This is a genomic window from Bradyrhizobium sp. WYCCWR15520, assembly GCF_056174665.1.
The window spans coordinates 19,184-43,798 of the sequence record NZ_JBWBWM010000036.1 but is presented as its reverse complement, the minus strand read 5'-3'; the positions used below and the strand labels follow the sequence as shown (position 1 = coordinate 43,798).

Below are 24,615 nucleotides of genomic sequence, written 5' to 3'. Positions count from 1 at the left end.
GTCCGGCGTTCCTTACTTCTTCCGCTTGTGGCGGCTTAGGAGGATGAATCGGTTGGTCGACTTGTTCGACCGGGTCTTCTTGCCCTTGGTCGGCTTGCCCCACGGGGTAACCGGGTGGCGGCCGCCCGAGGTGCGGCCTTCGCCGCCGCCGTGCGGGTGATCGATCGGGTTCATGACGACGCCGCGGTTATGCGGGCGCCAGCCGAGCCAGCGGGTGCGGCCGGCCTTGCCGATCGAGATGTTCATGTGGTCGGGGTTCGACACCGCACCGATGGTGCCGCGGCAACGGCCGTGCACCAGGCGCTGCTCGCCCGAGTTCAGGCGCAGAATGACGTAGTCCTGGTCGCGGCCGACGATCTGGGCGTAGGTGCCGGCCGAACGCGCGATCTGGCCGCCCTTCCCGATCTTCATCTCGATGTTGTGGATGATGGTGCCGACCGGCATGTTGCCGAGCGGCATGACATTGCCCGGCTTCACGTCGACATGGCTACCGGCGACGACGGTGTCGCCCACGGCCAGACGCTGCGGCGCCAGGATGTAGGCCTGCTCGCCGTCCTGATACTTGATCAACGCAATGAACGCAGTGCGGTTCGGATCGTATTCCAGCCGCTCGACGACGGCGGGAACGTCAACCTTGTTCCGCTTGAAGTCGACGATGCGGTAGGCCTTCTTGTGGCCGCCGCCGCGGAAACGCACGGTGATGCGGCCGGTGTTGTTGCGGCCGCCATTGCCGAGCTTGCCCTCGGTCAGCGCCTTCACCGGCTTGCCCTTGTAGAGCGCCGAACGGTCGACCATCACCAGCTGGCGCTGGCCCGGCGTCGTCGGATTGTATGTTTTCAATGCCATCGCTGTGTCGCCTTATAGTCCGGTGGTGACGTCGATGCGGTGGCCCTCTTCGAGGGTCACGACCGCCCGCTTCACGTCCGACTGCGAGCCGAAATTGCCGCGGAACACCTTGGTCTTGCCCTTGCGGACCAGCGTGTTCACGCTCTTCACCTTGACGTCGAACAGCTTTTCGACGGCTTCCTTGATTTGCGGCTTGGTCGCCTTGTTGGCGACCTTGAACACGACCTTGTTGTGCTCGGACGCAACCGTCGCCTTTTCAGTGACGACGGGCGCGACGATCACGTCGTAATGGCGCGGATCGATATTCTTCATTTGAAGCGCGCCTCCAGCGCATCCACTGCCGCCTTCGTCAGCACGAGCTTCTGACGGCGCAGAATGTCGTAGACGTTGATGCCCTGGATCGGCAGCACGTCGATATTCGGAATGTTGCGCGCAGCGGTCGCGAAACCGGTGTTGAGCTCGGCGCCGTCGATGATCAGCGCATTGGTGAGCCCAAGGCCGGAGAAGTGGCCGACCAGCGCCTTGGTCTTGGCATCCTTGACCTGCGCATTGTCGATCACGATCAGGCCGCCGTCCTTGGCTTTCGCCGACAGAGCATGCTTGAGCGCGAGCGCCCGCACCTTCTTCGGCAGGTCGGTCGCGTGCGAGCGGACCACCGGACCGAACGCTCGGCCACCGCCGCGGAACTGCGGCACGCGGGCCGAGCCGTGACGGGCGCCGCCGGTGCCCTTCTGCTTGTACATCTTCTTACCGGTGCGCCAGACGTCGGCGCGGCCCTGCGTCTTGTGCGTTCCGGCCTGGCGCTTGTTAAGCTGCCATTGCACGCAACGCTGGATGATGTCGACGCGCGGCTCGAGACCGAAGATCGCGTCCGAGAGCTGGACCGATCCGGCTTCCTTACCTTCGAGGGTCGTGACTTTCAGTTCCATCTCACGCGCCCTCCTGCTCGGCCGGAGCAGCCTGCTCGCCGCCGGCGACCTTGAACTTGCCGGGCTTCGGCGCTTCCTTCGGCAACGGCTTCTTGACGGCGTCGCGCACCGAGATCCAGCCGCCCTTGGAGCCGGGAACGGCGCCTTCGACGAGGATCAGGCCGCGCTCGACGTCGGTCTGCACCACACGCAGGTTGAGCGTGGTGATGCGATCGACACCCATGTGACCGGGCATCTTCTTGTTCTTGAAGGTCTTACCGGGGTCCTGACGTCCGCCGGTCGAGCCGATCGAACGGTGCGAGATCGACACGCCGTGGGTGGCGCGCAGACCGCCGAAATTCCAGCGCTTCATGCCGCCGGCAAACCCCTTACCGACCGAGGTGCCGGTAACGTCGACGAACTGGCCGACCACGAAGTGGTCCGCCTGGATCTCGGCGCCGACCGGGATCAGCGCATCTTCCGACACGCGGAACTCGGTGACCTTCCGCTTCGGCTCGACCTTGGCAACCGCAAACTGGCCGCGCTCTGCCTTCGGCAGATAGACGGTCTTGCGGGTGCCGGCGCCAAGCTGCAGCGCGACGTAGCCGTTCTTTTCGGTGGTGCGATGGCCCAGCACCTGGCAGTTGCCCAGCTTGAGCACGGTCACGGGGATATGTTCGCCGGTCTCCGTAAAGACCCGCGTCATCCCGACCTTTTGTGCGATCACTCCGGAGCGCATCGGCGTGCTTCCTGTTCTTTCTGTCCGCTAACGTCGGACGATCCTGAAAATCTTAGAGCTTGATCTCGACGTCGACACCGGCGGCCAGGTCGAGCTTCATCAAAGCATCGACGGTCTGCGGGGTCGGGTCGACAATGTCGAGAAGGCGCTTGTGGGTGCGCATCTCGAATTGCTCGCGGCTCTTCTTGTCGACGTGCGGCGAACGGTTGACGGTGAACTTCTCGATGCGAGTGGGCAGCGGAATGGGTCCGCGAACCTGGGCACCGGTACGTTTCGCCGTGTTCACGATCTCCCGGGTCGACGTATCGAGGATTCGATGGTCGAACGCCTTGAGACGGATGCGAATATTTTGGCCGTTCATTGCCGTTGTCTTTCTTTGTCGTCGTATTGGCGAGTGGTGCGAGTAGCGAATGATCTATTCGCTACTCGCTATTCCTGTTCGCTCGCTTACTCGATGATGGCGGCGACGACGCCGGCGCCGACGGTGCGGCCGCCTTCGCGGATGGCGAAGCGCAGCTTTTCTTCCATCGCGATCGGCACGATCAGGTGCACTTCCATCGCGATGTTGTCGCCCGGCATCACCATTTCGGTGCCTTCGGGCAGGTGCACGACGCCGGTCACGTCGGTGGTGCGGAAGTAGAACTGGGGCCGGTAGTTGGTGAAGAACGGGGTGTGACGACCGCCCTCTTCCTTGGTCAGGATGTAGGCCTCAGCCTTGAACTTGGTGTGCGGCTTGACCGAACCCGGCTTCGCCAGCACCTGGCCACGCTCGACTTCCTCGCGCTTGGTGCCGCGGAGCAGCGCGCCGATGTTGTCGCCGGCCTGGCCCTGATCGAGCAGCTTGCGGAACATTTCGACGCCCGTGACGATGGTCTTCTGGGTGTCGCGCAGACCGACGATTTCGATTTCCTCGCCGACCTTGATGATGCCGCGCTCGACACGGCCGGTGACGACGGTGCCGCGGCCCGAGATCGAGAACACGTCTTCCACCGGCATCAGGAACGGCTGGTCAACCGGACGCTCCGGCTGCGGAATGTACTCGTCGACATTGCGCATCAGCTCGAGGATGGCGTCGTGGCCGAGCTTCTTGTCCTTGTCTTCGAGGGCGGCGAGCGCCGAGCCCTTGATGATCGGGATCTTGTCGCCCGGGAATTCGTACTTCGAGAGCAGTTCGCGGACTTCGAGCTCGACCAGCTCGAGCAGTTCCGGATCGTCGACCATGTCGCACTTGTTCAGGAACACGACCAGCGCGGGCACGCCGACCTGACGGGCGAGCAGGATGTGCTCGCGGGTCTGCGGCATCGGGCCGTCGGCGGCCGACACGACCAGGATCGCACCGTCCATCTGCGCGGCGCCGGTGATCATGTTCTTCACGTAGTCGGCGTGGCCGGGGCAGTCGACGTGGGCGTAGTGCCGATTCTTCGTCTCATACTCGACGTGAGCGGTCGAGATGGTGATGCCGCGCGCCTTCTCTTCCGGCGCCTTGTCGATCTGGTCGTACGCCGTGAACGTCGCACCGCCGGTTTCAGCCAGCACCTTGGTGATCGCTGCGGTCAGCGAGGTCTTGCCATGGTCGACGTGACCGATGGTTCCGATGTTGCAGTGCGGTTTAGTACGTTCAAACTTTGCTTTGGCCATTTGACTCTCCGTTCAGTCGTTAGCTTGCAACCAACGACAATCAGGCAAACTTCTTCTGGACTTCTGCCGACACGTTCGCCGGCGCTTCAGCGTAGTGATCGAATTGCATCGTAAAGGTCGCGCGTCCCTGGCTCATCGAGCGCAGGTTATTCACGTACCCGAACATGTTCATCAGCGGCACCATGGCGTTGATGACGTTGGCGTTGCCGCGCATGTCCTGGCCCTGGATCTGGCCGCGCCGGGAGTTCAGGTCGCCGATGACCGAACCAGTATAGTCTTCCGGGGTCACCACTTCGACCTTCATGATCGGCTCGAGCAGAACGGACTTGCCCATCTGCAGCGCCTCGCGGAAGCAGGCGCGCGTGGCAATTTCGAAGGCCAGCGCCGACGAGTCGACGTCGTGGAACTTACCGTCGATGAGCTGGACCTTGACGTCGACCACCGGGAAGCCGGCGACCACGCCCGAGGACAGCACGCTCTCGAGACCCTTTTCGACGCCGGGGATGTATTCCTTCGGCACCGCGCCGCCGACGATCTTGGATTCGAACTCGTAGCCCTTACCCGGCTCGTTCGGCTCGACGATGATGGTCACGGCCGCGAACTGACCGGTACCGCCGGTCTGCTTCTTGTGGGTGTAGCTGTGCTCGACGCGCTTGGTGACACGCTCGCGGAACGCCACCTGCGGCGCGCCGATATTGGCGTCGACCTTGTAGGTGCGCTTGAGGATGTCGACCTTGATGTCGAGATGGAGTTCGCCCATGCCCTTGAGGATGGTCTGGCCGGACTCGTGGTCGGTCGACACGCGGAAGGACGGATCCTCCGCGGCGAGCTTGGCCAGCGCCACGCCCAGCTTTTCCTGGTCGGCCTTCGACTTCGGCTCGATCGCGATCTCGATCACCGGCTCCGGGAATTCCATCTTTTCGAGGATGACCTGGTTGTTGGCATCGCACAGCGTGTCACCGGTGCGCGCTTCCTTCAGACCCGCCAGCGCGACGATGTCGCCGGCATAGGCTTCCTTGATGTCTTCGCGGTTGTTCGCATGCATCAACAGCATGCGGCCGATGCGCTCCTTCTTCTCGCGGGTCGAGTTCACGACGCCGGTGCCCGACGCCAGGATACCCGAATAGATGCGGCAGAAGGTGATGGTGCCGACGAAGGGGTCGTCCATGATCTTGAACGCGAGCAGCGACAGCGGCTCCTTGTCGTCCGCCTTGCGCACGACTTCGTTGCCCTTGTCGTCGGTGCCCTTGATCGCGGGCACGTCGAGCGGCGACGGCAGATAGTCGACGACAGCGTCGAGCAGCGGCTGCACGCCCTTGTTCTTGAACGCCGAACCGCACAGCACCGGATAGAACGCGCCGGTCAGCACGGCTTTACGGATCAGCCGCTTCAGCGTCGCTTCATCCGGCTCCTTGCCGTCGAGGAAAGCGGCCAGAGCGTCGTCATCGAGCTCGACGGCGGCTTCCACCATCTTCTCGCGGTATTCCTTGGCCTGGTCGACGAGGTCAGCCGGGATGTCGACATAGTCGAACTTGGCGCCGAGCGATTCATCGTTCCAGATGATGCCCTGCATCTTCACGAGGTCGACGAGACCCTTGAAATTGTTCTCCGCGCCGATCGGAAGCTGGATCGCGATCGGCTTGGCGCCGAGGCGATCGACGATGTCGGCGAGACACTTGAAGAAGTCGGCGCCGGTCTTGTCCATCTTGTTGGCGAAGACGATGCGCGGAACCTTGTACTTGTCGCCCTGGCGCCAGACGGTTTCGGTCTGCGGCTCGACGCCCTGGTTGGAGTCGAGCACGCATACGGCGCCGTCGAGCACGCGAAGCGAACGCTCGACTTCGATGGTGAAGTCGACGTGGCCGGGCGTGTCGATGATGTTCAGGCGCTTGCCGTTCCAGAACGCGGTGGTCGCAGCCGAGGTGATCGTGATGCCACGCTCCTGCTCCTGCTCCATCCAGTCCATCGTCGCGGCACCTTCGTGCACTTCGCCGATCTTGTGGCTCTTGCCGGTGTAATAGAGGATGCGCTCGGTGGTCGTGGTCTTGCCGGCGTCGATATGCGCCATGATACCGAAGTTGCGGTAGTCCTCGATGGCATGTTGGCGGGGCATGGGCTGTTCCTTAAATCCGTTCTTCGCCGTTACCAGCGATAATGCGAGAAGGCGCGGTTGGCTTCCGCCATCCGGTGCACGTCTTCACGCTTCTTGACAGCGTTCCCCCGGTTGTTCGACGCGTCGAGCAGCTCGGCCGAGAGACGCTCCGTCATCGTCTTTTCGTTACGCTCGCGCGCCGCGGTGATCAGCCAGCGAATGCCCAGCGCCTGACGGCGGACCGAACGAACCTCGACCGGCACCTGGTAGGTGGCGCCACCGACGCGGCGCGACCGCACTTCGATGGTCGGCATGACGTTTTCCAGCGCCTGCTCGAATACGGTGAGCGGTCCCTGCTTGGTCTTGGCCTCGATCATGGCGAGCGCGCCGTAGACAATGTTTTCGGCGGCAGACTTCTTGCCGTCGTACATGATCGAATTCATGAACTTCGTAATGATGACGTTCCCGAACTTCGGATCCGGGTTGACTTCACGCTTTTCGGCAGAATGGCGACGAGACATCGTATCTGTTCCCGCTTACTTCGGACGCTTCGCGCCGTACTTCGAACGACGCTGCTTACGGTTCTTGACGCCCTGGGTATCGAGGACGCCGCGGAGGATGTGGTAGCGAACGCCGGGCAAGTCCTTGACGCGGCCGCCGCGGATCATGACCACCGAGTGCTCCTGAAGGTTATGGCCTTCACCGGGGATGTAGCCGATCACCTCGAAGCCGTTGGTCAGGCGCACCTTGGCGACCTTACGAAGCGCCGAGTTCGGCTTCTTCGGGGTCGTGGTGTAGACGCGCGTGCAGACGCCGCGCTTCTGCGGCGACTGCTGCAGCGCCGGCACCTTCTTGCGCGACTTCTGTACCGTACGCGGATTTGCGATCAGCTGGTTGATCGTCGGCATGTAGCCTTCACCCTTTAGTTCGCGCGAAACCTTGAACGGCTTTCGCAAATTCTTCTCGGAACTAGCCGTTCCGTTCGGCCCGCTTTGCGCGAAGAAACATTCACGCAAAACGAAATCGCGCCAACCACTCATCGCTGAGCGGAAAGCGCTTCGACGCCACAGAGGACCGCGATTGAAGGCCGATCAGCGGTCGCTGTCCGGCCTGCTTCCGAGGTCATGCATCCGAGTTCACTCTCAAGAGGACGTGCTCAAGAGAACTAAAATCGTCCTGGCATTGCCTAGCAATAATCGACAGCGTTTGAGCGGCATTCGTCGAGGTTGGTGCCCGTCTCAGTCCATAAGGATTTGAAAGGGTGTTCCGTTCCGACGCTGGCGTTGCTCACCGCCTGTCGTTAAGTGGCCGTCTTCTATAAGCGGTGGATAGCTAAGTCAAGCAAAAGCATGACACTGGAAATGCCTATGGCGGCTGCGGATTCAGCACTTCGCATGAATTCGGGAAGTCCGAAATAGGCAATAACGCCCTGTTCTTGGTGCGGTCCGAGTCGGCATTTTTACCCGGATAGATACAACCAGAAACAATATTCCTTGGATTTCTCTCCGAAGCCGGGAGCCCGGCTAAGCCTTTATTTGCCATTCGGGGTGCAAAAGTGTCGCATCCCGGCGGGATTCCCTATGAAATACACCGACATTGCGATCATCGGGGGCGGCCTAGCCGGCTCGACCGCGGCCGCCATGCTCGGACGCGCAGGAATTTCGACGGTCCTGATCGATCCGCATCAGGTCTATCCGTTCGACTTCCGCGTCGAAAAAATCAGCGGCGACGAGCAGCTCGGCCGTTTCTACCAGACCGGAATCGCCGATTCGGTGCTGCGCTCGGCCACCCATGACGGGCAAAACTGGATCGCGCGATTCGGCTATCTGCTCGACAAGAGGCCGAGCCGCCAATACGGCATCATGTATGACGCGCTGATCGGCGCTATCAGAGCCGAAATCGCAGCCCCCGCCGAACTTATCTACGCCAAGGTGACCGAGCTCGCGACCAGCGCGGAGCGGCAGAAGTTGACCCTGTCGGATGGCGAAACGATCTCGGCGCGGCTGGTGGTGCTGGCCAACGGACTGAGTGTCGGGCTGCGCCGCAATCTCGGCATCGAGCGCCAGGTGATCAGCGCCAGCCATTCGATCTCGATCGGGTTCGACCTCGTGCCGGTCGGCCGCCCGGCCTTCGAATTTCCCGCCCTGGCCTATTTTTCGGAACGGACGAAGGAGCGCGTCGCCTATGTGACGCTGTTCCCGGTCGGAAAGCGGATGCGGGCCAACCTTTTCGTCTACCGCGAGGTCGACGACCCCTGGCTGCGCGAGATGCGGCACAGGCCGGTCGAGACCATGAACGCGGCGCTGCCGAGGCTGCGCCGGATCACCGGCGAATACGCCGTTGCCGGCGACGTCAAGATCCGCCCGGCCGATGTCTATGTTTCGACCGGCTATCGCCAACCCGGCATCGTTCTGATCGGCGACGCCTTTGCGGCCACCTGCCCGGTCACCGGCACCGGTACCGACAAGGTGTTCACCGACGTCGCGCAGCTCTGTAACGTGCACATCCCCGCCTGGCTTGCCAGCGAAGGCATGAGCGAAGCCAAGATCGCTTCCTTCTACGACGATCCGGTCAAGCAGGCCTGCGACGCCTGGTCGATGGGAAAAGCGATCAGCTTCCGCAAGGTCACGATCGAGAACGGGCTCTACTGGCGGGCCCAGCGCTGGGCGCGCTTCCTGGCGTGGTTCGGCGAAGGCGCGTTGCGGCGGATGCGCAACGGGATCAGTGCGGACTCAAACCGCCCTGCTCACTCCTCGTCGTCATCCTCATCGTCGTCATCGTCTTCATTGTCGTCGTCGGCCTGAGAGGCGGCGTTGTGCGGCGTGTGGCCCTGGTCGTCCCAGAGCTTGCGATAGACGCCATTGGCCGCGAGCAATTGCGCATGCGAGCCGCGCTCGATCGCCCTGCCGCCTGAAATCACGATGATCTCGTCCATCTCGACCACCGACGTCAGGCGGTGGGTCGACCAGATCATGGTGCGCCCCTCGGCCACGTTGAGCAGCGTGCGGTTGATCGCCGCTTCCGTGGTCTGGTCGAGCGCCGACGTCGCTTCATCGAGCAGCAACAGCGAGGGATTGCGGATGATGGCGCGCGCGATCGCGATACGCTGGCGCTGGCCGCCCGACAGCGTATCGCCGCGCTCGCCGACCGGTGTGTCGTATTTCTGCGGCAGGCTCATGATGTAGCTGTGGATCTCGGCCTTGCGCGCGGCTTCCTCGACCTCTTCGTCGCTGGCGCCTTCCTTGCCGAGCCGGATGTTCTCCCGGATCGTCATGTTGAACAGCATGTTCTCCTGGAACACGATGGCCATACCGCTGCGCAGGGATTCGCGGGTCACGCGGCGGATATCGACGCCGTCGATCGCCACCCTCCCCTCGTCCGGCGTGTAAAGCCGCAGGATCAGGTTGAGCAGCGTGCTCTTGCCCGAGCCGCTGGGACCGACGATCGCAATGCGCTTGCCGACATTGAGCTTGAGGCTGAAATTGTCGAGCACCGGCGTCTCGCTGCCTTCATAGGCGAAGGTGACGCGCTCGAAGCTGATGTCGTTGGTGATGCGCGGCAGATCGGGCGCGCCCGGGCGATCGGCGCCGCGCGTCGGCTCATCGAGCAGTTCCTGCATATGCCGCACCGCCGCCGCCGACTGGATCGACACCGGAATGAAATGCATCAGATGGGCGATGTTGTAGGACACTTCCCAGAACGCGCTCTCGAAGGTGACGAAGGTGCCGATGGTGATCTGGCCCTTGGTGGCGAGATAGGCGCCGATCGCCAGCACGACGAGGTGCAGCAACAGCACCGAAATGGTGACGGTGCGCTCCACCATGGTGGATAGGAACACCGCGGACGCCGTCTTGATGCGCACATCCTGATTGCGCATGGTGAACCAGCCGAGCGTGCGGCGCTGCAGGCTGAATGCCTTGATGACCGCCTGCGCCGCGACATTTTCCTGCACCGTGCCGAGCAGCGCCGCTTCATTGAGCTTTTGCTCGTAATTCGCCTGTACTGCCTTCGGCGTCAGGATTCGTGGCCCGATCAGCGTGATCGGGAACACCAAGAGCGCCACCGCCGCAAGCTGCCAGTTCAGGAACAGCATCAGGATGATGCCGGCGATCAGTTCCAGGAATGGCAGTGCCGCGCTGTTGGCGAAGGTTTTGACCGAGCTTTCATAGGCCGCGAGGTCGATCGAGAAGCGCGAGAGTATCTCGCCGCGCTTGGTGCGGGCGAAATATGACGACGGCAGGTTCTGGACGTGTTCGAACAGCCGCGTCCGCACGTCGGCGATGACGCCTGCCGCCAGCCGCGCATCCCAGCGCTCATACCAAACCGCAATGATCGAGGTGATTATTCCGGCGACCGCGAGCACGCCGAGGATCTTGTAGAGCGCCTGAAAGTCCTCTTCGCCGAGCGCGTCGTCGATCAGGAACTTGAGGCTGAGCGGCATGATGACGTTGAACAGCGTCTCAACGAGAACACCGAAGGTCACGAAGGCGAGCAGCTTTCTGTAGTTGCCCAGATAAGGCTTGGTGAAGCCGTAGATCGTCGCCATCGCGCCGGCGGCTTCCTTGGCGGTGAAGACGACGAGATCCTCGTCATCATCATCGTCGTCGAGCTCCAGCTCGTCGTCCTTGCCATCCTTGTCGGCGTCATCGGCAGGCGCAGCCTTGCCACCGGTCGGCGGCGCGACGGCCTCCAGCATAAGCTTCTTCGTGAGCTCCGGATCGTCAGCCGGAACAGGATTCCGATCATCCGAAGAAGGAGGCTTGGGCGCCATGAAACCAACCGATGCTGCACGGCCGGCATGACCGCAAATCGAACGCGGTAGCGGCAAGCGCTACCGCAAGGATTCTATGCGATCGGGATGAATTCGGCAAACATTTGGGCCGACCGGCCCTGATTCGTCAGAGCCGGTCGCCGGACCTCAATCGTCCGATTCGACCTTGTCGAAGAACGAATAGCGCAGGCTGTCGGCGTCGGCGTACCACTGCCCCGGCCCCTTGTTGGCGGCCAGCGTCGCCGCCCACACCGCATCGGTGCAATCGCGGCGGTGCATCGAAAGGTCGAAGCCGTTGCCGAAGAACAATTCGGACCATTCCCACCAGGTGCCGAGCTTCTTCACGCCGCGCAAGAGGTCGTAGCGGTCGATCAGCGCAGGCGCCATGTCAGATGTCACCGACCCGAACACCAGCCCGGTCCTCACGACGCGGTTGAGCTCGCGCACCGCGCGCGGGACCTGCTTTTCGGAGACGTGGCAAAGGCTGGTCTCGAACACGAAGTCGAATTCGTCGTCCTTGAACGGCATGTCGACGATGGAGCCAAGCTTGTTGAACTTGCGCAGCGCCTTCGGCGTTCTGGCGTGGATCGCCTTGTTGTTCTCGATGCCCCAGGCGTCGATGCCGCGTTCGCGCAGCGCGCCGACCAGTTCGCCGCTGGCGGAGCCCGCAACGAGCAGCTTGTAGCCCTTCGCCCTGTTCCAGACGATCTTGATCAGGTCGATCAGATAGGCCGGGTCGGTAAACCGGCTCCAGACTTCGCTATAGGGGCCCAGCCCACGATAATTCTCGAAATAGCTGCGATCGATCTTGTCGGACGATTCCTCGCCCGCTTGCGCGCGGGCGCGGCGCAGCCGCATCATCTCGGTCAGAATGATGTCGGTCGCGGCGTCTGAAGAGTCGAGCAGACCGTTCAGCGTCGAGTCGAACAGGTAGTCGCCGACCACGACGATGCCCGGATGCTCTTTCGGCTCGGGGCGATGGTTGGTCATGACGTCACGGACCGGCAGGCCGCCCGGCAGCGCATTCACCGACGACAACCAGCGATGGATCTTGCCTTCCATGAAATGATCGCGGGCATTGCCGAAGGACGGCGGCAACGACTTCAGCGCGGCGTCGATCAGTTCCTGGTCGCTGAGATTGGCAAACGCCAGCGCGTCGGAGCCTGCGATCAGCCAGTTGAGCACGCCATGCTTGCCGACGTCGTGGCGGGCACCCTCATTGTAGACGCAGCAGCCGCCGAACGCTTCCGACATGAACCAGGCGCCGGCGATCTTCTCGCCCCAAAACGGCTCGTCGAACAGGATCGACACGCGCAAATAATGCGCCGGACGGTCGAAATAGGCGACGTGCTTGACCATCGACTTGCGCAGGTCTTCGCCATCCCAGCGCATGGTGGCGAGCCAGGAATGCGGCAGGCACATCAGCACGAGATCGAAATCCCTGACCTCCGGCCCCTTCCCGTTCATCATGTTGAGCTGGTAGCGGCCGGCGGAGGTCTTTCCGACCTTCAGCACGCGGTGATTGAGCTGGATGTCGGCATCGACTTCCGAGCGCAGGCACTCGATCAACTGCTCGTTGCCGTTCTGGATCGAATACAGGCCGATGTAGCCCTCGATATCCATCACGAAGTTCTTCAGCGCGTTCAGGCCGTTGGTATTGTGGCTCTCGGTCGCGATATCGGAGCGCGCCATCACCTTCAAAAAACGCTTGGCGGTGGGATCTTCGACTTCCTTGTCGAGCACTTCCTCGCAGGTCATGTAGGCCCAGGGATGCTCGTTGTCGTGGGCGCCGACGCCCTCGTAATACTCGATCGGCGACACCAGGTCGGCGCAACGCTTGCGGAACGCTTCGATCGCCGCAGCGGTTTTCGCGCCGTATTTGCGCCGCATGCCGGGAACGTCCTCGAGCAGTTCGCCGTCGAGGTGCACCTGCTCGGCGTCCATCGGGATGGTCTGCAGGCCGAAATGCTGGATCAGTTCCCGCAGGGGATCCGGGCCGGTCATCGAATAATCGTAGATTTCGGCGACGCCCGCCTCGTACATCGCCGGCGCGGAATCGAATTTACGCGAGACGATCTTGCCTCCGACACGGTCGGACGCCTCGTAGATGGTGACGCGGCAGAGATCGCCGAGCTTTTTCTTCAGATACCAGGCGCTCATCAGCCCGCCCGGGCCGCCGCCTACGATTGCAAGATCCAACATGTCTTTTCCGTCGCCCTCCGGCTCCCCCTGCCTATGGGAAAACAGCCGGTTTAAACCGCATTCAAAGGCGCTTTTCACCCTGAAGGGAAGATGAACAAAGCAGGTCCTCGCAACGCAGCAATTAAAGAAAGCAGCAAAAAGGCCGGCTTGCGCCGGCCATTTGTCTTCGCACCGTATTCTTGCGGATGTCCTATTCGGCCAGCGGATGGGCCGGCCGGTGTGCTCTATCCGCCACGGAATGCCTTGCCGGCGAGCAGGCTGACAAGCTCCTGCTGGCGCGAGAGGCCAGTCTTCGACAGCACAGCCTTGAGCTGGCTGCGCACCGTCTCTCGGTTAACGCCGGTCGCGTCGGCCAATGCGTCGACGGTTTCAGCCCGGCCGATTCCCCGCGCCACCCGCGCTTCCGCCGGCGTCAGGTCGAACAGGCCTTGCAAAACCTCCGCAGTCGGCACCGCGGCGCGATCGACCGGGGTCACCACCAACAGCGCAGTGGCCTGCGAGAAGATATCGCGTGCATCGCCGCGCACGGGAATAACATGCAGCACCATCGGCACCCGGGTTGCCGTCGCAGCGACCGGGATCGACTTCACGGTCCGGCCATCGGCAAGAGACTTTGGGCCGAGCGCTTCGGCAAGCTTCGCGTCCGCCGTGACATCCGTCATCGTTACGCGCTCGTTCCGATCCTGAAACAACGAAGGGACCAGCGCTTCGAAGAGGCCGTTCGCGGCAAACACCCGGCCGCGCCCACGCAGCACCGCGCCCGGCAGGCCCAGCACCTGCAGGGCGTCAGCCTGCGCGCGGGCGCGCTCGAAGCCAAGACGATTTGCTGCGAGGGACGCCCGAGCCAGATGCGGCCGCAGCCCATCCAGCAAGGTGACGACTTCTCGCGGCACCGGACCGAAATCCTGATGCCGCGGCACGACGATCGCAATCGAATCGCCGCTCGGCATCGGGATGATCGTTCCGGCCCGGTAGCCGAGGCCGTGTTTGCGGTAAAAATTGCAATAGACGTCATTGGTCGCAATCTCCTCCTCCGAGAGGAGATCGAAGTCGGTGACGAAACCCGCGTGATTGAGAGCGATGGCGCGCGGCAGATTGGGATCGCGTTCGCTCCATCCCTCTCCCAAGAAAACCGGCATCAGCGGGTCCCATTCGACGGAATTGACCGCGCTTGCGTACCCGTCCCGCACGCCGAAGAGAAAGCCGCCGTTGCCGCCGACCGCTGCACTGAGTTCGCCAAGCAGGGCCGGCCAAAGGGAAGGAACGAGCCCCGCCTCGTAGATGCGATCGATCAAGGATTCAAGATGAGCCAATTCGCTCATGAGCAACTATTACCGTTGTAGCAGGACGCCCCTCGCCGACTTGATAGCAGGCATCCCCCATCTGGGTGAAGCGCAACATCGCTCCCCATCTGCACAAAGAAAAAGCCGGCTTCGCAGCCGGCTTTCTTGTTGATTGGAACCTGACGGAACCCTTACTCCGCCGGCGGCAGCGCCAGCGGTTCGGCTTCCGGAGCGGTCGGCACGATCGCCGACTGCTTCTCGCGCTCGTCGAGGATCAGCTTGTCGCGCTTGACCGCGACTTCGCGGATCTTGGCCATCGAGGCGCCAGTGCCCGCCGGGATCAGCCGGCCGACAATGACGTTCTCCTTGAGGCCTTCCAGCGGATCCACCTTGCCGTTGACGGCGGCTTCGGTGAGCACACGCGTGGTCTCCTGGAACGAGGCCGCCGAGAAGAACGAGCGGGTCTGCAGGCTCGCCTTGGTGATGCCGAGCAGAACCGGCGTTCCCGTGGCGGGCTTCCTGCCCTCTTCCTTGGCCTTCAGGTTCAGCGCATCGAACTCGATCTTGTCGACCTGCTCGCCCGAGATCATGTCGGTGTCGCCCTGGTCGGTGATCTCGACCTTCTGCAGCATCTGACGGACAATCACTTCGATGTGCTTGTCGTTGATGAGCACGCCCTGCAACCGGTAGACCTCCTGGATTTCGTTGACCAGATAGGCAGCGAGTTCCTCGATGCCCTTGATCGCCAGGATGTCGTGCGGCGCCGGATTGCCTTCGACGATGAAATCGCCCTTTTCGACGATGTCGCCGTCCTGCAGATGGATGTGCTTGCCCTTCGGGATCAGGTACTCGCGCGGCTCCTCGGTCTTGTCCATCGGCTCGATCGAGATGCGGCGCTTGTTCTTGTAGTCGCGGCCGAAGCGGATCGTGCCGGCGATCTCCGCGATGATGGCCGCGTCCTTCGGCTTGCGGGCCTCGAACAGTTCGGCCACCCGCGGCAGACCGCCGGTGATGTCGCGGGTCTTGGCGCTTTCGGTCGAGATACGCGCCAGGATGTCGCCGGCCTTGACCTTTGCGCCGGTGTCCACCGACAGAATGGCGTCGACCGACAGCATGTACCGGGCATCGCCGCCACGCGCGAGCTTGAGCACCTTGCCGTCCTTGCCCTTGACCACAATGGCCGGACGCAGGTCGGCGCCGCCCCGCGACGCACGCCAGTCGATGACGACGCGCTTGGCGATACCGGTGGATTCGTCGAGCGTTTCCGAGATCGACTGCCCTTCCACCAGGTCCTCGAACCCGATGGTGCCCTCGACTTCGGTGAGAACCGGACGGGTGTACGGATCCCATTCCGCAATGCGCTGGCCGCGCTTGACCATGTCGCCTTCGTCGACATGCATGCGCGCGCCGTACTGAATGCGGTGGGTCGCACGTTCGGTGCCGTCGGCATCGACGATGGCAACGACCATGTTGCGGACCATCGCGATCAAGTGACCTTCGCTGTTCCGGGCGATGGACTTGTTCTTGATGGTGACCTTGCCCTCGAAGTTCGATTCGACGAACGACTGCTCGTTGATCTGCGCCGCGCCGCCGATGTGGAACGTGCGCATCGTCAGCTGCGTGCCGGGCTCACCGATCGACTGGGCGGCAATGACGCCGACCGCCTCGCCGTGGTTGACCGGCGTACCGCGGGCCAGATCGCGGCCGTAGCACTTGCCGCAGATGCCGTTGACTAGTTCGCAGGTCAGCGCCGAGCGGATCTTCACTTCCTGGATGCCGGCCTGCTGGATGGCGTCGACATGCGACTCCTCCATCAGCGTGCCGCGCTTGACCACGACCTTGTTGGAGGCGGGATCGCGCAGATCCTCGCCCGCGACGCGGCCGAGAATGCGCGAGGCCAGCGAAGCGACGACCGTGCCGGCGTCGACGATGGCGCGCATCTTGATGCCGAGCTTGGTGCCGCAATCGTCCTGCGTGATGATGCAGTCCTGCGCCACGTCGACCAGACGGCGGGTGAGGTAACCGGAGTTCGCGGTCTTCAACGCGGTGTCCGCGAGACCCTTGCGGGCGCCGTGGGTCGAGTTGAAGTATTCGAGCACCGACAGACCTTCCTTGAAGTTGGAAATGATCGGCGTCTCGATGATCTCACCCGACGGCTTCGCCATCAGGCCGCGCATACCGGCGAGCTGACGCATCTGGGCCGGCGAACCGCGCGCGCCCGAATGCGCCATCATGTAGATCGAGTTGATGTCGGCATCGGCGCCCTTCGGCGTCTTCTTGGTCGAGGAGATTTCCTTCATCATCTCCTTGGCGATTTCTTCGGTCGCCTTCGACCAGGCGTCGACCACCTTGTTGTACTTCTCGCCATGGGTGATCAGGCCGTCGTTGTACTGCTGCTCGAAATCCTTCGCCAGCGTACGGGTGGTGTCGACGATCTTCCATTTCGAGTGCGGCACGACCATGTCGTCCTTGCCGAACGAGATGCCGGCCTTGAACGCGTTGTAGAAGCCGAGCGCCATGATGCGGTCGCAGAAGATCACGGTCTCCTTCTGACCGCAGTGACGGTAGACCTGGTCGATCACGCCGGAGATTTCGCGCTTGGTCATCAGCTTGTTGATGATGTCGTACGAAATCTTCGAGTTCTTCGGCAGCACGTTGCCGAGCATGACGCGGCCCGCGGTGGTTTCGATCCAGCGCTTGGCCGACTTGCCGTTCTCGTCGGAGCCCTCCCACCGGTACTTGATCTTGGTGTGGAGGTGGATGACCTTCGAGTGCAGGGCGTGCTCGAGCTCGGCCATGTCGCCGAAGATCTTGCCCTCGCCGGGCAGGCCTTCACGCATGATCGAGAGGTAATACAGGCCGAGCACGATGTCCTGCGACGGCACGATGATCGGCTGGCCGTTCGCGGGATGCAGGATGTTGTTGGTCGACATCATCAGGACGCGCGCTTCCAGCTGCGCTTCGAGCGACAGCGGAACGTGCACGGCCATCTGGTCGCCGTCGAAGTCGGCGTTGAACGCCGCGCAAACCAGCGGATGGAGCTGGATCGCCTTGCCCTCGATCAGCACGGGCTCGAACGCCTGAATACCAAGGCGATGCAGCGTCGGCGCGCGGTTGAGCAGCACCGGATGCTCGCGGATCACCTCGTCGAGGATATCCCAGACCTCGGGACGCTCCTTCTCGACCAGCTTCTTCGCCTGCTTCACGGTGGTGGACAGACCCTTGGCGTCGAGCCGCGAATAGATGAACGGCTTGAACAGTTCGAGCGCCATCTTCTTCGGCAGGCCGCACTGATGCAGGCGCAGTTCGGGACCGACCACGATCACCGAGCGGCCCGAATAGTCGACGCGCTTGCCGAGCAGGTTCTGACGGAAGCGGCCCTGCTTGCCCTTGAGCATGTCGGCCAGCGACTTCAGCGGCCGCTTGTTGGCGCCGGTGATGACGCGGCCGCGGCGGCCGTTGTCGAACAGCGCGTCGACGGCCTCCTGCAGCATGCGCTTTTCGTTGCGGATGATGATGTCAGGCGCGCGCAGCTCCATCAGCCGCTTCAAGCGGTTGTTGCGGTTGATGACGCGGCGGTAGAGGTCGTTGAGATCCGAGGTCGCGAAGCGGCCGCCGTCGAGCGGCACCAGCGGACGCAGGTCCGGCGGAATCACCGGCACCACGGTCAGGATCATCCACTCCGGCTTGTTGCCGGAATAGCGGAAGGCCTCGACGATCTTCAGGCGCTTGGCGAGCTTCTTGTGCTTGATGTCGGACTCGGTCTCCTGCATCTCGGCGCGCAGGGACTGCTCGAGCTTTTCGAGCTCAAGCCCCTTCAACAGTTCGCGGATCGCTTCCGCGCCGATCATGGCAGTGAACGAATCCTGGCCGTATTCGTCCTGCGCCTTCAGGTACTCGTCTTCCGACAGCAACTGACGGTCCTTGAGCGCGGTCAGGCCCGGCTCCAGCACGACGTAATATTCGAAGTACAGGATCCGCTCGAGATCCTTCAGCGTCATGTCGAGCAGCAGGCCGATGCGGGACGGCAGCGACTTCAGGAACCAGATGTGGGCGACGGGCGCGGCCAGCTCGATATGGCCCATGCGCTCGCGCCGGACGCGCGACAGCGTCACTTCGACCGAGCACTTTTCGCAGATGATGCCCTTGTACTTCATCCGCTTGTACTTGCCGCACAAGCACTCGTAATCCTTGATCGGCCCGAAGATGCGGGCGCAGAACAGGCCGTCGCGCTCCGGCTTGAAGGTCCGGTAGTTGATGGTCTCCGGCTTTTTGATCTCGCCGTAGGACCAGGACAGAATCTTCTCCGGGGACGCAATCGAGATCCGGATCTGGTCGAAGACCTGGGCCGGGGTCGTCGGATTGAAGAGATTCATAATTTCTTGGTTCATCGTCTTCTCCTCGCGTGCCGATCGTCACCGGCAGCAAATTCGAAATTCTTCTTGGCCCGCGCCCCGCTCAACGTCCGAGCGGAGCGCGAATGTCCGGCCCATCTGCGAAGCTGTCTTCGCGCACGGGCCGGACATGGAACTTTCGGCGTTACTCGGCCGCCTCTGATGTCGGCGCCGGTCCCATCTTGGAATTGTGCAGGTCGACGTTGAGGCCGAGCGAGCGCATTTCCTTGACCAGCACGTTGAACGATTCCGGGATACCCGCCTCGAACGTGTCGTCGCCGCGCACGATCGCCTCGTACACCTTGGTACGGCCGGCGACGTCGTCCGACTTCACGGTCAGCATTTCCTGCAGCGTGTAGGCCGCGCCGTAAGCTTCCAGCGCCCACACCTCCATTTCGCCGAAGCGCTGACCGCCGAACTGCGCCTTGCCGCCCAGCGGCTGCTGGGTGACGAGCGAGTACGGACCGATCGAACGCGCGTGGATCTTGTCGTCGACCAGATGGTGCAGCTTGAGCATGTAGATGTAGCCCACCGTCACCTTGCGATCGAAGGCATCGCCGGTGCGGCCGTCATAGACGGTCGACTGGCCGGAGGCGTCGAAGCCCGCGAGCTTCAGCATCTCCTCGATGTCGGCTTCCTTGGCGCCGTCGAACACCGGCGTTGCGATCGGCACGCCGTGGCTCAGGTTCTTGCCAAGCTCCATCAGCTCGTTGTCGTTCAGCGACTTGATGGTTTCATCGTCGCCATAGATCTTCTTCAGGGTCTCGCGCAGCGGCTTGAGATCCTGCTTCTGATAATAGCCGTCGATGGTCTGGCCGATGCGCTTGCCGAGGCCGGCGCAGGCCCAGCCGAGATGCGTCTCCAGAATCTGGCCGACGTTCATGCGCGAGGGCACGCCGAGCGGGTTGAGCACGATGTCCGCGTGCGTGCCATCCTCGAGGAACGGCATGTCCTCGATCGGAACGATCTTGGACACCACGCCCTTGTTGCCGTGACGGCCGGCCATCTTGTCGCCGGGCTGGATCTTGCGCTTCACCGCGACGAAGACCTTGACCATCTTCATCACGCCGGGCGGCAGTTCGTCACCACGCTGCAGCTTTTCGACCTTGTCGAGGAAGCGCTGTTCAAGGCCCTTCTTCGATTCGTCGTACTGCTTCCGCATCGCCTCGATTTCGGCCATCAGCTTGTCGTTCGGGGATGCAAACATCCACCACTGCGACTTCGGATACTCATCGAGCACGGCGCGCGTGATCTTGGTGTCCTTCTTGAAGCCCTTGGGACCCGCGATGCCCTGGCGGTTTTCCAGCAGCTCCGCGAGGCGGCCGTAGACGTTGCGGTCGAGGATCGCCTGTTCGTCGTCGCGGTCCTTGGCCAGACGTTCGATCTCTTCCCGCTCGATCGCCAGCGCACGCTCATCCTTGTCGACGCCGTGACGGTTGAACACGCGCACTTCCACGATGGTGCCCTGCACGCCAGGCGGCACACGGAGCGAGGTGTCGCGGACGTCGGAAGCCTTTTCGCCGAAGATGGCGCGCAGGAGCTTTTCTTCCGGCGTCATCGGGCTTTCGCCCTTCGGCGTGATCTTGCCGACCAGGATGTCACCGGCGCGCACTTCCGCGCCGATGTAAACGATGCCGGCTTCGTCGAGGTTCTTCAGCGCTTCTTCCGAGACGTTCGGAATGTCGCGGGTGATTTCCTCAGGTCCGAGCTTGGTGTCGCGGGCCATCACCTCGAACTCCTCGATGTGAATCGAGGTGAAGACGTCGTCCTTCACGATCCGCTCGGAGAGCAGGATCGAGTCTTCGAAGTTGTAGCCGTTCCACGGCATGAACGCGACCAGCACGTTGCGGCCGAGCGCGAGCTCGCCGAGATCGGTCGACGGGCCGTCGGCGATGATGTCGCCCTTCTTGACGATGTCGCCGACCTTCACCAGCGGACGCTGGTTGATGCAGGTCGACTGGTTGGAGCGCTGGTACTTCATCAGCCGGTAGATATCGACGCCCGACTTGGTGGGATCGAGATCTTCGGTGGCGCGGATCACGACGCGGGTCGCGTCGATCTGGTCGATCACGCCGGAGCGGCGGGCGGCGATCGCAGCACCGGAGTCACGGGCCACAACGCCTTCCATGCCGGTGCCGACGAACGGCGCCTCGGCGCGAACCAGCGGCACCGCCTGGCGCTGCATGTTCGAGCCCATCAGCGCGCGGTTGGCGTCGTCGTTCTCGAGGAACGGGATCAGCGCCGCGGCGACCGAAACGAGCTGCTTCGGCGACACGTCCATATAGTCGACCTTATCAGGCGTGATCGGCAGCACTTCGCCGGCGTGACGGCAGACGATCAGGTCTTCGGTGAAGCGGCCCTTGGCGTCGAGCGGCACGTTGGCCTGCGCGACGCGATAGCGGCCCTCCTCCATCGCCGAGAGATACACGACCTCGTCGGTGACGCGGCCGTCCTTCACCTTGCGATAGGGCGTCTCGACGAAGCCGTATTTGTTGACGCGCGCGAACGTCGCCAGCGAGTTGATCAGGCCGATGTTCGGACCTTCCGGCGTCTCGATCGGGCAGATACGGCCGTAATGCGTCGGATGCACGTCGCGCACCTCGAAGCCGGCGCGCTCGCGGGTCAGACCGCCCGGGCCAAGCGCCGAGAGACGGCGCTTGTGGGTGATCTCCGACAGCGGGTTGGTCTGGTCCATGAACTGCGAGAGCTGCGAGGAGCCGAAGAACTCGCGCACCGCGGCAGCCGCCGGCTTGGCGTTGATCAGGTCCTGCGGCATCACGGTGTCGATATCGACGCTGGACATGCGCTCCTTGATCGCGCGCTCCATGCGAAGCAGACCGATGCGGTACTGGTTCTCCATCAATTCGCCGACCGAACGCACACGACGGTTGCCGAGATGGTCGATGTCGTCGATCTCACCCTTGCCGTCGCGCAGGTCGACCAGCGTCTTGATGACGGCCAGGATATCTTCCTTGCGCAGGGTACGATGGGTGTCGGGCGCGTCGAGCTCAAGGCGCATGTTCATCTTGACGCGGCCGACCGCGGACAGGTCGTAACGCTCGGCGTCGAAGAACAGCGACTGGAACATGGTCTGGGCCGAATCGATCGTCGGCGGCTCACCCGGACGCATCACGCGATAGATGTCGAACAGCGCGTCTTCACGCGTCATGTTCTTGTCAGCATTCAGCGTGTTGCGGATGTAGGCGCCGACATTGACGTGGTCGATGTCGAGCAGCGGCAGTTCCTTGTAGCCCTGCTCGTTCAGCGCCTTCAGCGACTTCTCGGTGAGTTCCTCGCCGGCTTCGGCGTAGATTTCACCGGTCTTAGGATTGACGAGATCCTCGGCAAGGTAATTGCCGATCAGCTCTTCATCCGACAGGCGCAGGGCTTTCAGGCCCTTTTCCTGCAACTGGCGCGCCGCGCGAACCGTCAGCTTCTTGCCGGCCTCGAGCACGACCTTGCCGGTGTCGGCGTCGATCAGGTCGTTGATGGTCGAGTAGCCGCGGAAACGCGAGGCGTCGAACGGCACGCGCCAGCCTTCCTTGGCGCGCTTGTAATTGATCTTCTTGTAGAAGGTGGACAGGATCGTCTCGCCGTCGAGACCGAGCGCGTACATCAACGAGGTCACGGGGATCTTGCGGCGGCGGTCGATGCGCGCGAACACGATGTCCTTGGCGTCGAACTCGATGTCGAGCCAGGAACCGCGATACGGAATTACGCGCGCGGCAAACAACAGCTTGCCGGACGAATGCGTCTTGCCCTTGTCGTGGTCAAAGAACACGCCCGGCGAACGGTGCATCTGGGAGACGATGACGCGCTCGGTGCCGTTGACGACGAAGGTACCGTTCATGGTCATGAGCGGGATGTCGCCCATGTAGACGTCCTGCTCCTTGATGTCCTTGACTGACTTGGCGCCGGTTTCCTCGTCGATATCGAACACGATCAGGCGCAGCGTCACCTTCAGCGGCGCAGCATAGGTCATGCCGCGCTGGCGGCACTCGTCGACGTCATATTTGGGCGGCTCGAATTCGTAGCGGACGAATTCCAGCATCGAGGTGCCCGAGAAATCCGAGATCGGGAATACCGACCGGAACACCGCCTGCAGACCCTCGTCCAGCCGACCGCCCTGGGGTTCGTCGACCATCAGGAACTGGTCGTACGACGCCTTCTGAACCTCGATGAGGTTCGGCATCTCGGCAACTTCCTTGATATGTCCGAAGAACTTGCGAACGCGTTTGCGACCGGTGAATGTCTGCTGCGCCATCGTGGCCTCTCATTTTCGTCGCCCTTGTGGGCGAACCTTCCGAAGCGCGACTGCCATCGCCCCCGGGTTGAATGTCGAATCGCTCAAAGGAACAAAGCCCACTTTCAGGAATTAAGTCCTGAACCCGCACCTTAGACCTTCAAAACGCAAAACGACGCGCGGGGCGCATGACGCACCCGCCCGTCACAACTGATCACTTCACGGACTGAGAAAGCCCGAAATCTGACTGTCTCCCAACGGCTTACGCCGGGAACCCTGCTGCCCCCGCCGCCTACCGCGTTTTCCTGCTGCCGCTCCGATATGGGGCGGAAACGTGGAGATTCGAGGAGCTAACCCCGCGAATCCCCACACTTTTTTGTGTACGCCGTGTTCCGGGTTACCCCATCGCACGAACTTTGCACAGATCCCGCCACTTTCGTCGTGGCCGGGCTTGTCCCGGCCATCCACGTCCTTGGCAGATCCCCGGATCGCACTCGGCTTGCGCCTCGCTTGTCCGGGGATGGAATTGAAGCAAGCTTCGCTTACTTCAATTCCACCTTCGCGCCAGCCTTTTCGAGCTGGGCCTTGATCTTGTCGGCTTCTTCCTTGTTCACGCCTTCCTTCAGCGGCTTCGGAGCGCCTTCGACGAGGTCCTTGGCTTCCTTGAGGCCCAGGCCGGTGATGGCGCGGACTTCCTTGATGACCTCGATCTTCTTGTCACCGGCAGCGGCGAGAACGACCGTGAAGTCGGTCTTCTCTTCAGCCGGAGCGGCGGCGGCGCCACCACCCGCGGGACCGGCAACCGCGACGGCGGCAGCGGCGGAAACGCCCCACTTTTCTTCGAGGAGCTTGGCGAGTTCGGCGGCTTCGAGCACGGTCAGGCTCGAGAGGTCGTCGACGATTTTCTGCAAGTCAGCCATTGATCTATTTCCTTAAACGTTTGGTTTCGAACCAGGTTTGAGATTAGCGAAGGGTCAGGCCGCTTCGCCCTTTGAGGCATGAGCCTGAATGACGCGCGCGAGCTTGGCCGCAGGCGCAGTCGAGAGCTGGGCGATCTTGGTCGCCGGCGCCACCAGGAGGCCGACAAGCTTTCCGCGCAGTTCATCGAGTGACGGCAGCGAGGCAAGCGCCTTCACGCCGTTCACATCCAGGACGGTTTTACCCATCGAACCGCCAAGAATGACGAACTTTTCGTTCGCCTTGGCGAATTCCATGGCAACCTTCGGCGCCGCTACCGGATCGTTTGAAGTGGCGATCACGGTCGGTCCCTTCAGCAGGGAACCGATGGCAACGACGTCAGTGCCTTCAAGAGCAATTTTGGCGAGACGGTTTTTCGAGACCTTCACCGACGCGCCCGCCTGCTTCATCTGCGTACGCAGCTTTTGCATCTGGGCCACGGTGAGGCCGGAATAGTGGGCGACGACTGCGACGCTCGTGGTCTTGAAGACCCCGTTCAACGCCTCAACCGCGTCCTTTTTTGCCGCTCTTTCCACAGCAAG

17 protein-coding genes are annotated in these 24,615 nt (G+C 62.5%); 1 reads left to right on the top strand and 16 read right to left on the bottom strand.

Annotation, left to right across the window (positions count from 1 at the left end; translation table 11 throughout):
* Window positions 1-12 precede the first annotated feature (12 nt).
* The 9 genes from rplB to rpsL all read right to left on the bottom strand — a co-directional run bounded on the left by rplB (window position 13) and on the right by rpsL (window position 7,131).
* Window positions 13-846, bottom strand: coding sequence for a 50S ribosomal protein L2 (rplB, locus tag AC0QUY_RS32535; RefSeq protein ID WP_057858010.1), 834 nt, complete (start codon window positions 844-846; stop codon window positions 13-15).
* Between the two features lie 12 nt (window positions 847-858).
* Window positions 859-1,158, bottom strand: coding sequence for a 50S ribosomal protein L23 (locus AC0QUY_RS32530; protein WP_057834245.1), 300 nt, complete (start codon window positions 1,156-1,158; stop codon window positions 859-861).
* Window positions 1,155-1,775 carry a 50S ribosomal protein L4 gene (rplD, locus tag AC0QUY_RS32525; protein ID WP_057834244.1) on the bottom strand — a complete coding sequence of 207 codons (621 nt, stop codon included), beginning with the start codon at window positions 1,773-1,775 and terminating at the stop codon, window positions 1,155-1,157. The genes AC0QUY_RS32530 and rplD overlap by 4 nt, the downstream gene beginning before the upstream one ends.
* Window position 1,776: 1 nt before the next feature.
* Window positions 1,777-2,493, bottom strand: coding sequence for a 50S ribosomal protein L3 (gene rplC / locus AC0QUY_RS32520; protein ID WP_057858008.1), 717 nt, complete (start codon window positions 2,491-2,493; stop codon window positions 1,777-1,779).
* Between the two features lie 52 nt (window positions 2,494-2,545).
* Window positions 2,546-2,854, bottom strand: coding sequence for a 30S ribosomal protein S10 (gene rpsJ / locus AC0QUY_RS32515; protein WP_002712302.1), 309 nt, complete (start codon window positions 2,852-2,854; stop codon window positions 2,546-2,548).
* 86 nt (window positions 2,855-2,940) lie between these two features.
* Complete coding sequence (gene tuf / locus AC0QUY_RS32510; RefSeq protein ID WP_161855313.1) at window positions 2,941-4,131, bottom strand: elongation factor Tu; 1,191 nt, start codon at window positions 4,129-4,131, stop codon at window positions 2,941-2,943.
* A 40-nt stretch (window positions 4,132-4,171) separates the two neighbouring features.
* Window positions 4,172-6,244: an elongation factor G gene (gene fusA / locus AC0QUY_RS32505; protein ID WP_475390207.1), complete on the bottom strand. Its 2,073-nt coding sequence runs from the start codon at window positions 6,242-6,244 to the stop codon at window positions 4,172-4,174.
* Between the two features lie 29 nt (window positions 6,245-6,273).
* Window positions 6,274-6,744 carry a 30S ribosomal protein S7 gene (rpsG, locus tag AC0QUY_RS32500; protein ID WP_065728814.1) on the bottom strand — a complete coding sequence of 157 codons (471 nt, stop codon included), beginning with the start codon at window positions 6,742-6,744 and terminating at the stop codon, window positions 6,274-6,276.
* 15 nt (window positions 6,745-6,759) lie between these two features.
* Window positions 6,760-7,131, bottom strand: coding sequence for a 30S ribosomal protein S12 (gene rpsL / locus AC0QUY_RS32495; protein WP_027536823.1), 372 nt, complete (start codon window positions 7,129-7,131; stop codon window positions 6,760-6,762).
* A gap of 672 nt (window positions 7,132-7,803) precedes the next feature.
* On the opposite strand from rpsL, the gene AC0QUY_RS32490 reads away from it, so the two are divergent.
* Complete coding sequence (locus AC0QUY_RS32490) at window positions 7,804-9,027, top strand: FAD-dependent oxidoreductase (RefSeq protein WP_475390206.1); 1,224 nt, start codon at window positions 7,804-7,806, stop codon at window positions 9,025-9,027.
* Here AC0QUY_RS32490 and AC0QUY_RS32485 read toward each other — a convergent pair.
* The 7 genes from AC0QUY_RS32485 to rplJ form a co-directional block, all read right to left on the bottom strand.
* A complete protein-coding gene (locus tag AC0QUY_RS32485) occupies window positions 8,970-10,994 on the bottom strand; it encodes an ABC transporter ATP-binding protein (protein WP_475390205.1) in 2,025 nt (674 codons plus the stop codon). The two genes, AC0QUY_RS32490 and AC0QUY_RS32485, sit on opposite strands and share 58 nt — an antisense overlap.
* Before the next feature lie 147 nt (window positions 10,995-11,141).
* Window positions 11,142-13,196: an FAD-dependent oxidoreductase gene (locus AC0QUY_RS32480; protein ID WP_475390204.1), complete on the bottom strand. Its 2,055-nt coding sequence runs from the start codon at window positions 13,194-13,196 to the stop codon at window positions 11,142-11,144.
* A gap of 224 nt (window positions 13,197-13,420) precedes the next feature.
* Window positions 13,421-14,518: a helix-turn-helix transcriptional regulator gene (locus AC0QUY_RS32475; protein ID WP_475390203.1), complete on the bottom strand. Its 1,098-nt coding sequence runs from the start codon at window positions 14,516-14,518 to the stop codon at window positions 13,421-13,423.
* A gap of 152 nt (window positions 14,519-14,670) precedes the next feature.
* Window positions 14,671-18,870: a DNA-directed RNA polymerase subunit beta' gene (rpoC, locus tag AC0QUY_RS32470; RefSeq protein ID WP_475390202.1), complete on the bottom strand. Its 4,200-nt coding sequence runs from the start codon at window positions 18,868-18,870 to the stop codon at window positions 14,671-14,673.
* Between the two features lie 148 nt (window positions 18,871-19,018).
* A complete protein-coding gene (rpoB, locus tag AC0QUY_RS32465; RefSeq protein WP_161855320.1) occupies window positions 19,019-23,137 on the bottom strand; it encodes a DNA-directed RNA polymerase subunit beta in 4,119 nt (1,372 codons plus the stop codon).
* Between the two features lie 521 nt (window positions 23,138-23,658).
* Window positions 23,659-24,036, bottom strand: coding sequence for a 50S ribosomal protein L7/L12 (gene rplL / locus AC0QUY_RS32460; RefSeq protein WP_161855321.1), 378 nt, complete (start codon window positions 24,034-24,036; stop codon window positions 23,659-23,661).
* 54 nt (window positions 24,037-24,090) lie between these two features.
* Window positions 24,091-24,609: a 50S ribosomal protein L10 gene (rplJ, locus tag AC0QUY_RS32455; RefSeq protein ID WP_161855322.1), complete on the bottom strand. Its 519-nt coding sequence runs from the start codon at window positions 24,607-24,609 to the stop codon at window positions 24,091-24,093.
* Window positions 24,610-24,615 lie beyond the last annotated feature (6 nt).

Coding starts and splice junctions, on each gene's coding strand:
- rpsJ (WP_002712302.1), bottom strand. CDS start 2,854: ATGAACGGCCAAAATATTCGCATCCGTCTCAAGGCGTTCGACCATCGA.
- rpsG (WP_065728814.1), bottom strand. CDS start 6,744: ATGTCTCGTCGCCATTCTGCCGAAAAGCGTGAAGTCAACCCGGATCCG.
- rplB (WP_057858010.1), bottom strand. CDS start 846: ATGGCATTGAAAACATACAATCCGACGACGCCGGGCCAGCGCCAGCTG.
- rpsL (WP_027536823.1), bottom strand. CDS start 7,131: ATGCCGACGATCAACCAGCTGATCGCAAATCCGCGTACGGTACAGAAG.
- AC0QUY_RS32480 (WP_475390204.1), bottom strand. CDS start 13,196: ATGTTGGATCTTGCAATCGTAGGCGGCGGCCCGGGCGGGCTGATGAGC.
- rpoC (WP_475390202.1), bottom strand. CDS start 18,870: ATGAACCAAGAAATTATGAATCTCTTCAATCCGACGACCCCGGCCCAG.
- rplL (WP_161855321.1), bottom strand. CDS start 24,036: ATGGCTGACTTGCAGAAAATCGTCGACGACCTCTCGAGCCTGACCGTG.
- fusA (WP_475390207.1), bottom strand. CDS start 6,244: ATGCCCCGCCAACATGCCATCGAGGACTACCGCAACTTCGGTATCATG.
- AC0QUY_RS32490 (WP_475390206.1), top strand. CDS start 7,804: ATGAAATACACCGACATTGCGATCATCGGGGGCGGCCTAGCCGGCTCG.
- rpoB (WP_161855320.1), bottom strand. CDS start 23,137: ATGGCGCAGCAGACATTCACCGGTCGCAAACGCGTTCGCAAGTTCTTC.
- AC0QUY_RS32530 (WP_057834245.1), bottom strand. CDS start 1,158: ATGAAGAATATCGATCCGCGCCATTACGACGTGATCGTCGCGCCCGTC.
- AC0QUY_RS32485 (WP_475390205.1), bottom strand. CDS start 10,994: ATGGCGCCCAAGCCTCCTTCTTCGGATGATCGGAATCCTGTTCCGGCT.
- AC0QUY_RS32475 (WP_475390203.1), bottom strand. CDS start 14,518: ATGAGCGAATTGGCTCATCTTGAATCCTTGATCGATCGCATCTACGAG.
- tuf (WP_161855313.1), bottom strand. CDS start 4,131: ATGGCCAAAGCAAAGTTTGAACGTACTAAACCGCACTGCAACATCGGA.
- rplC (WP_057858008.1), bottom strand. CDS start 2,493: ATGCGCTCCGGAGTGATCGCACAAAAGGTCGGGATGACGCGGGTCTTT.
- rplD (WP_057834244.1), bottom strand. CDS start 1,775: ATGGAACTGAAAGTCACGACCCTCGAAGGTAAGGAAGCCGGATCGGTC.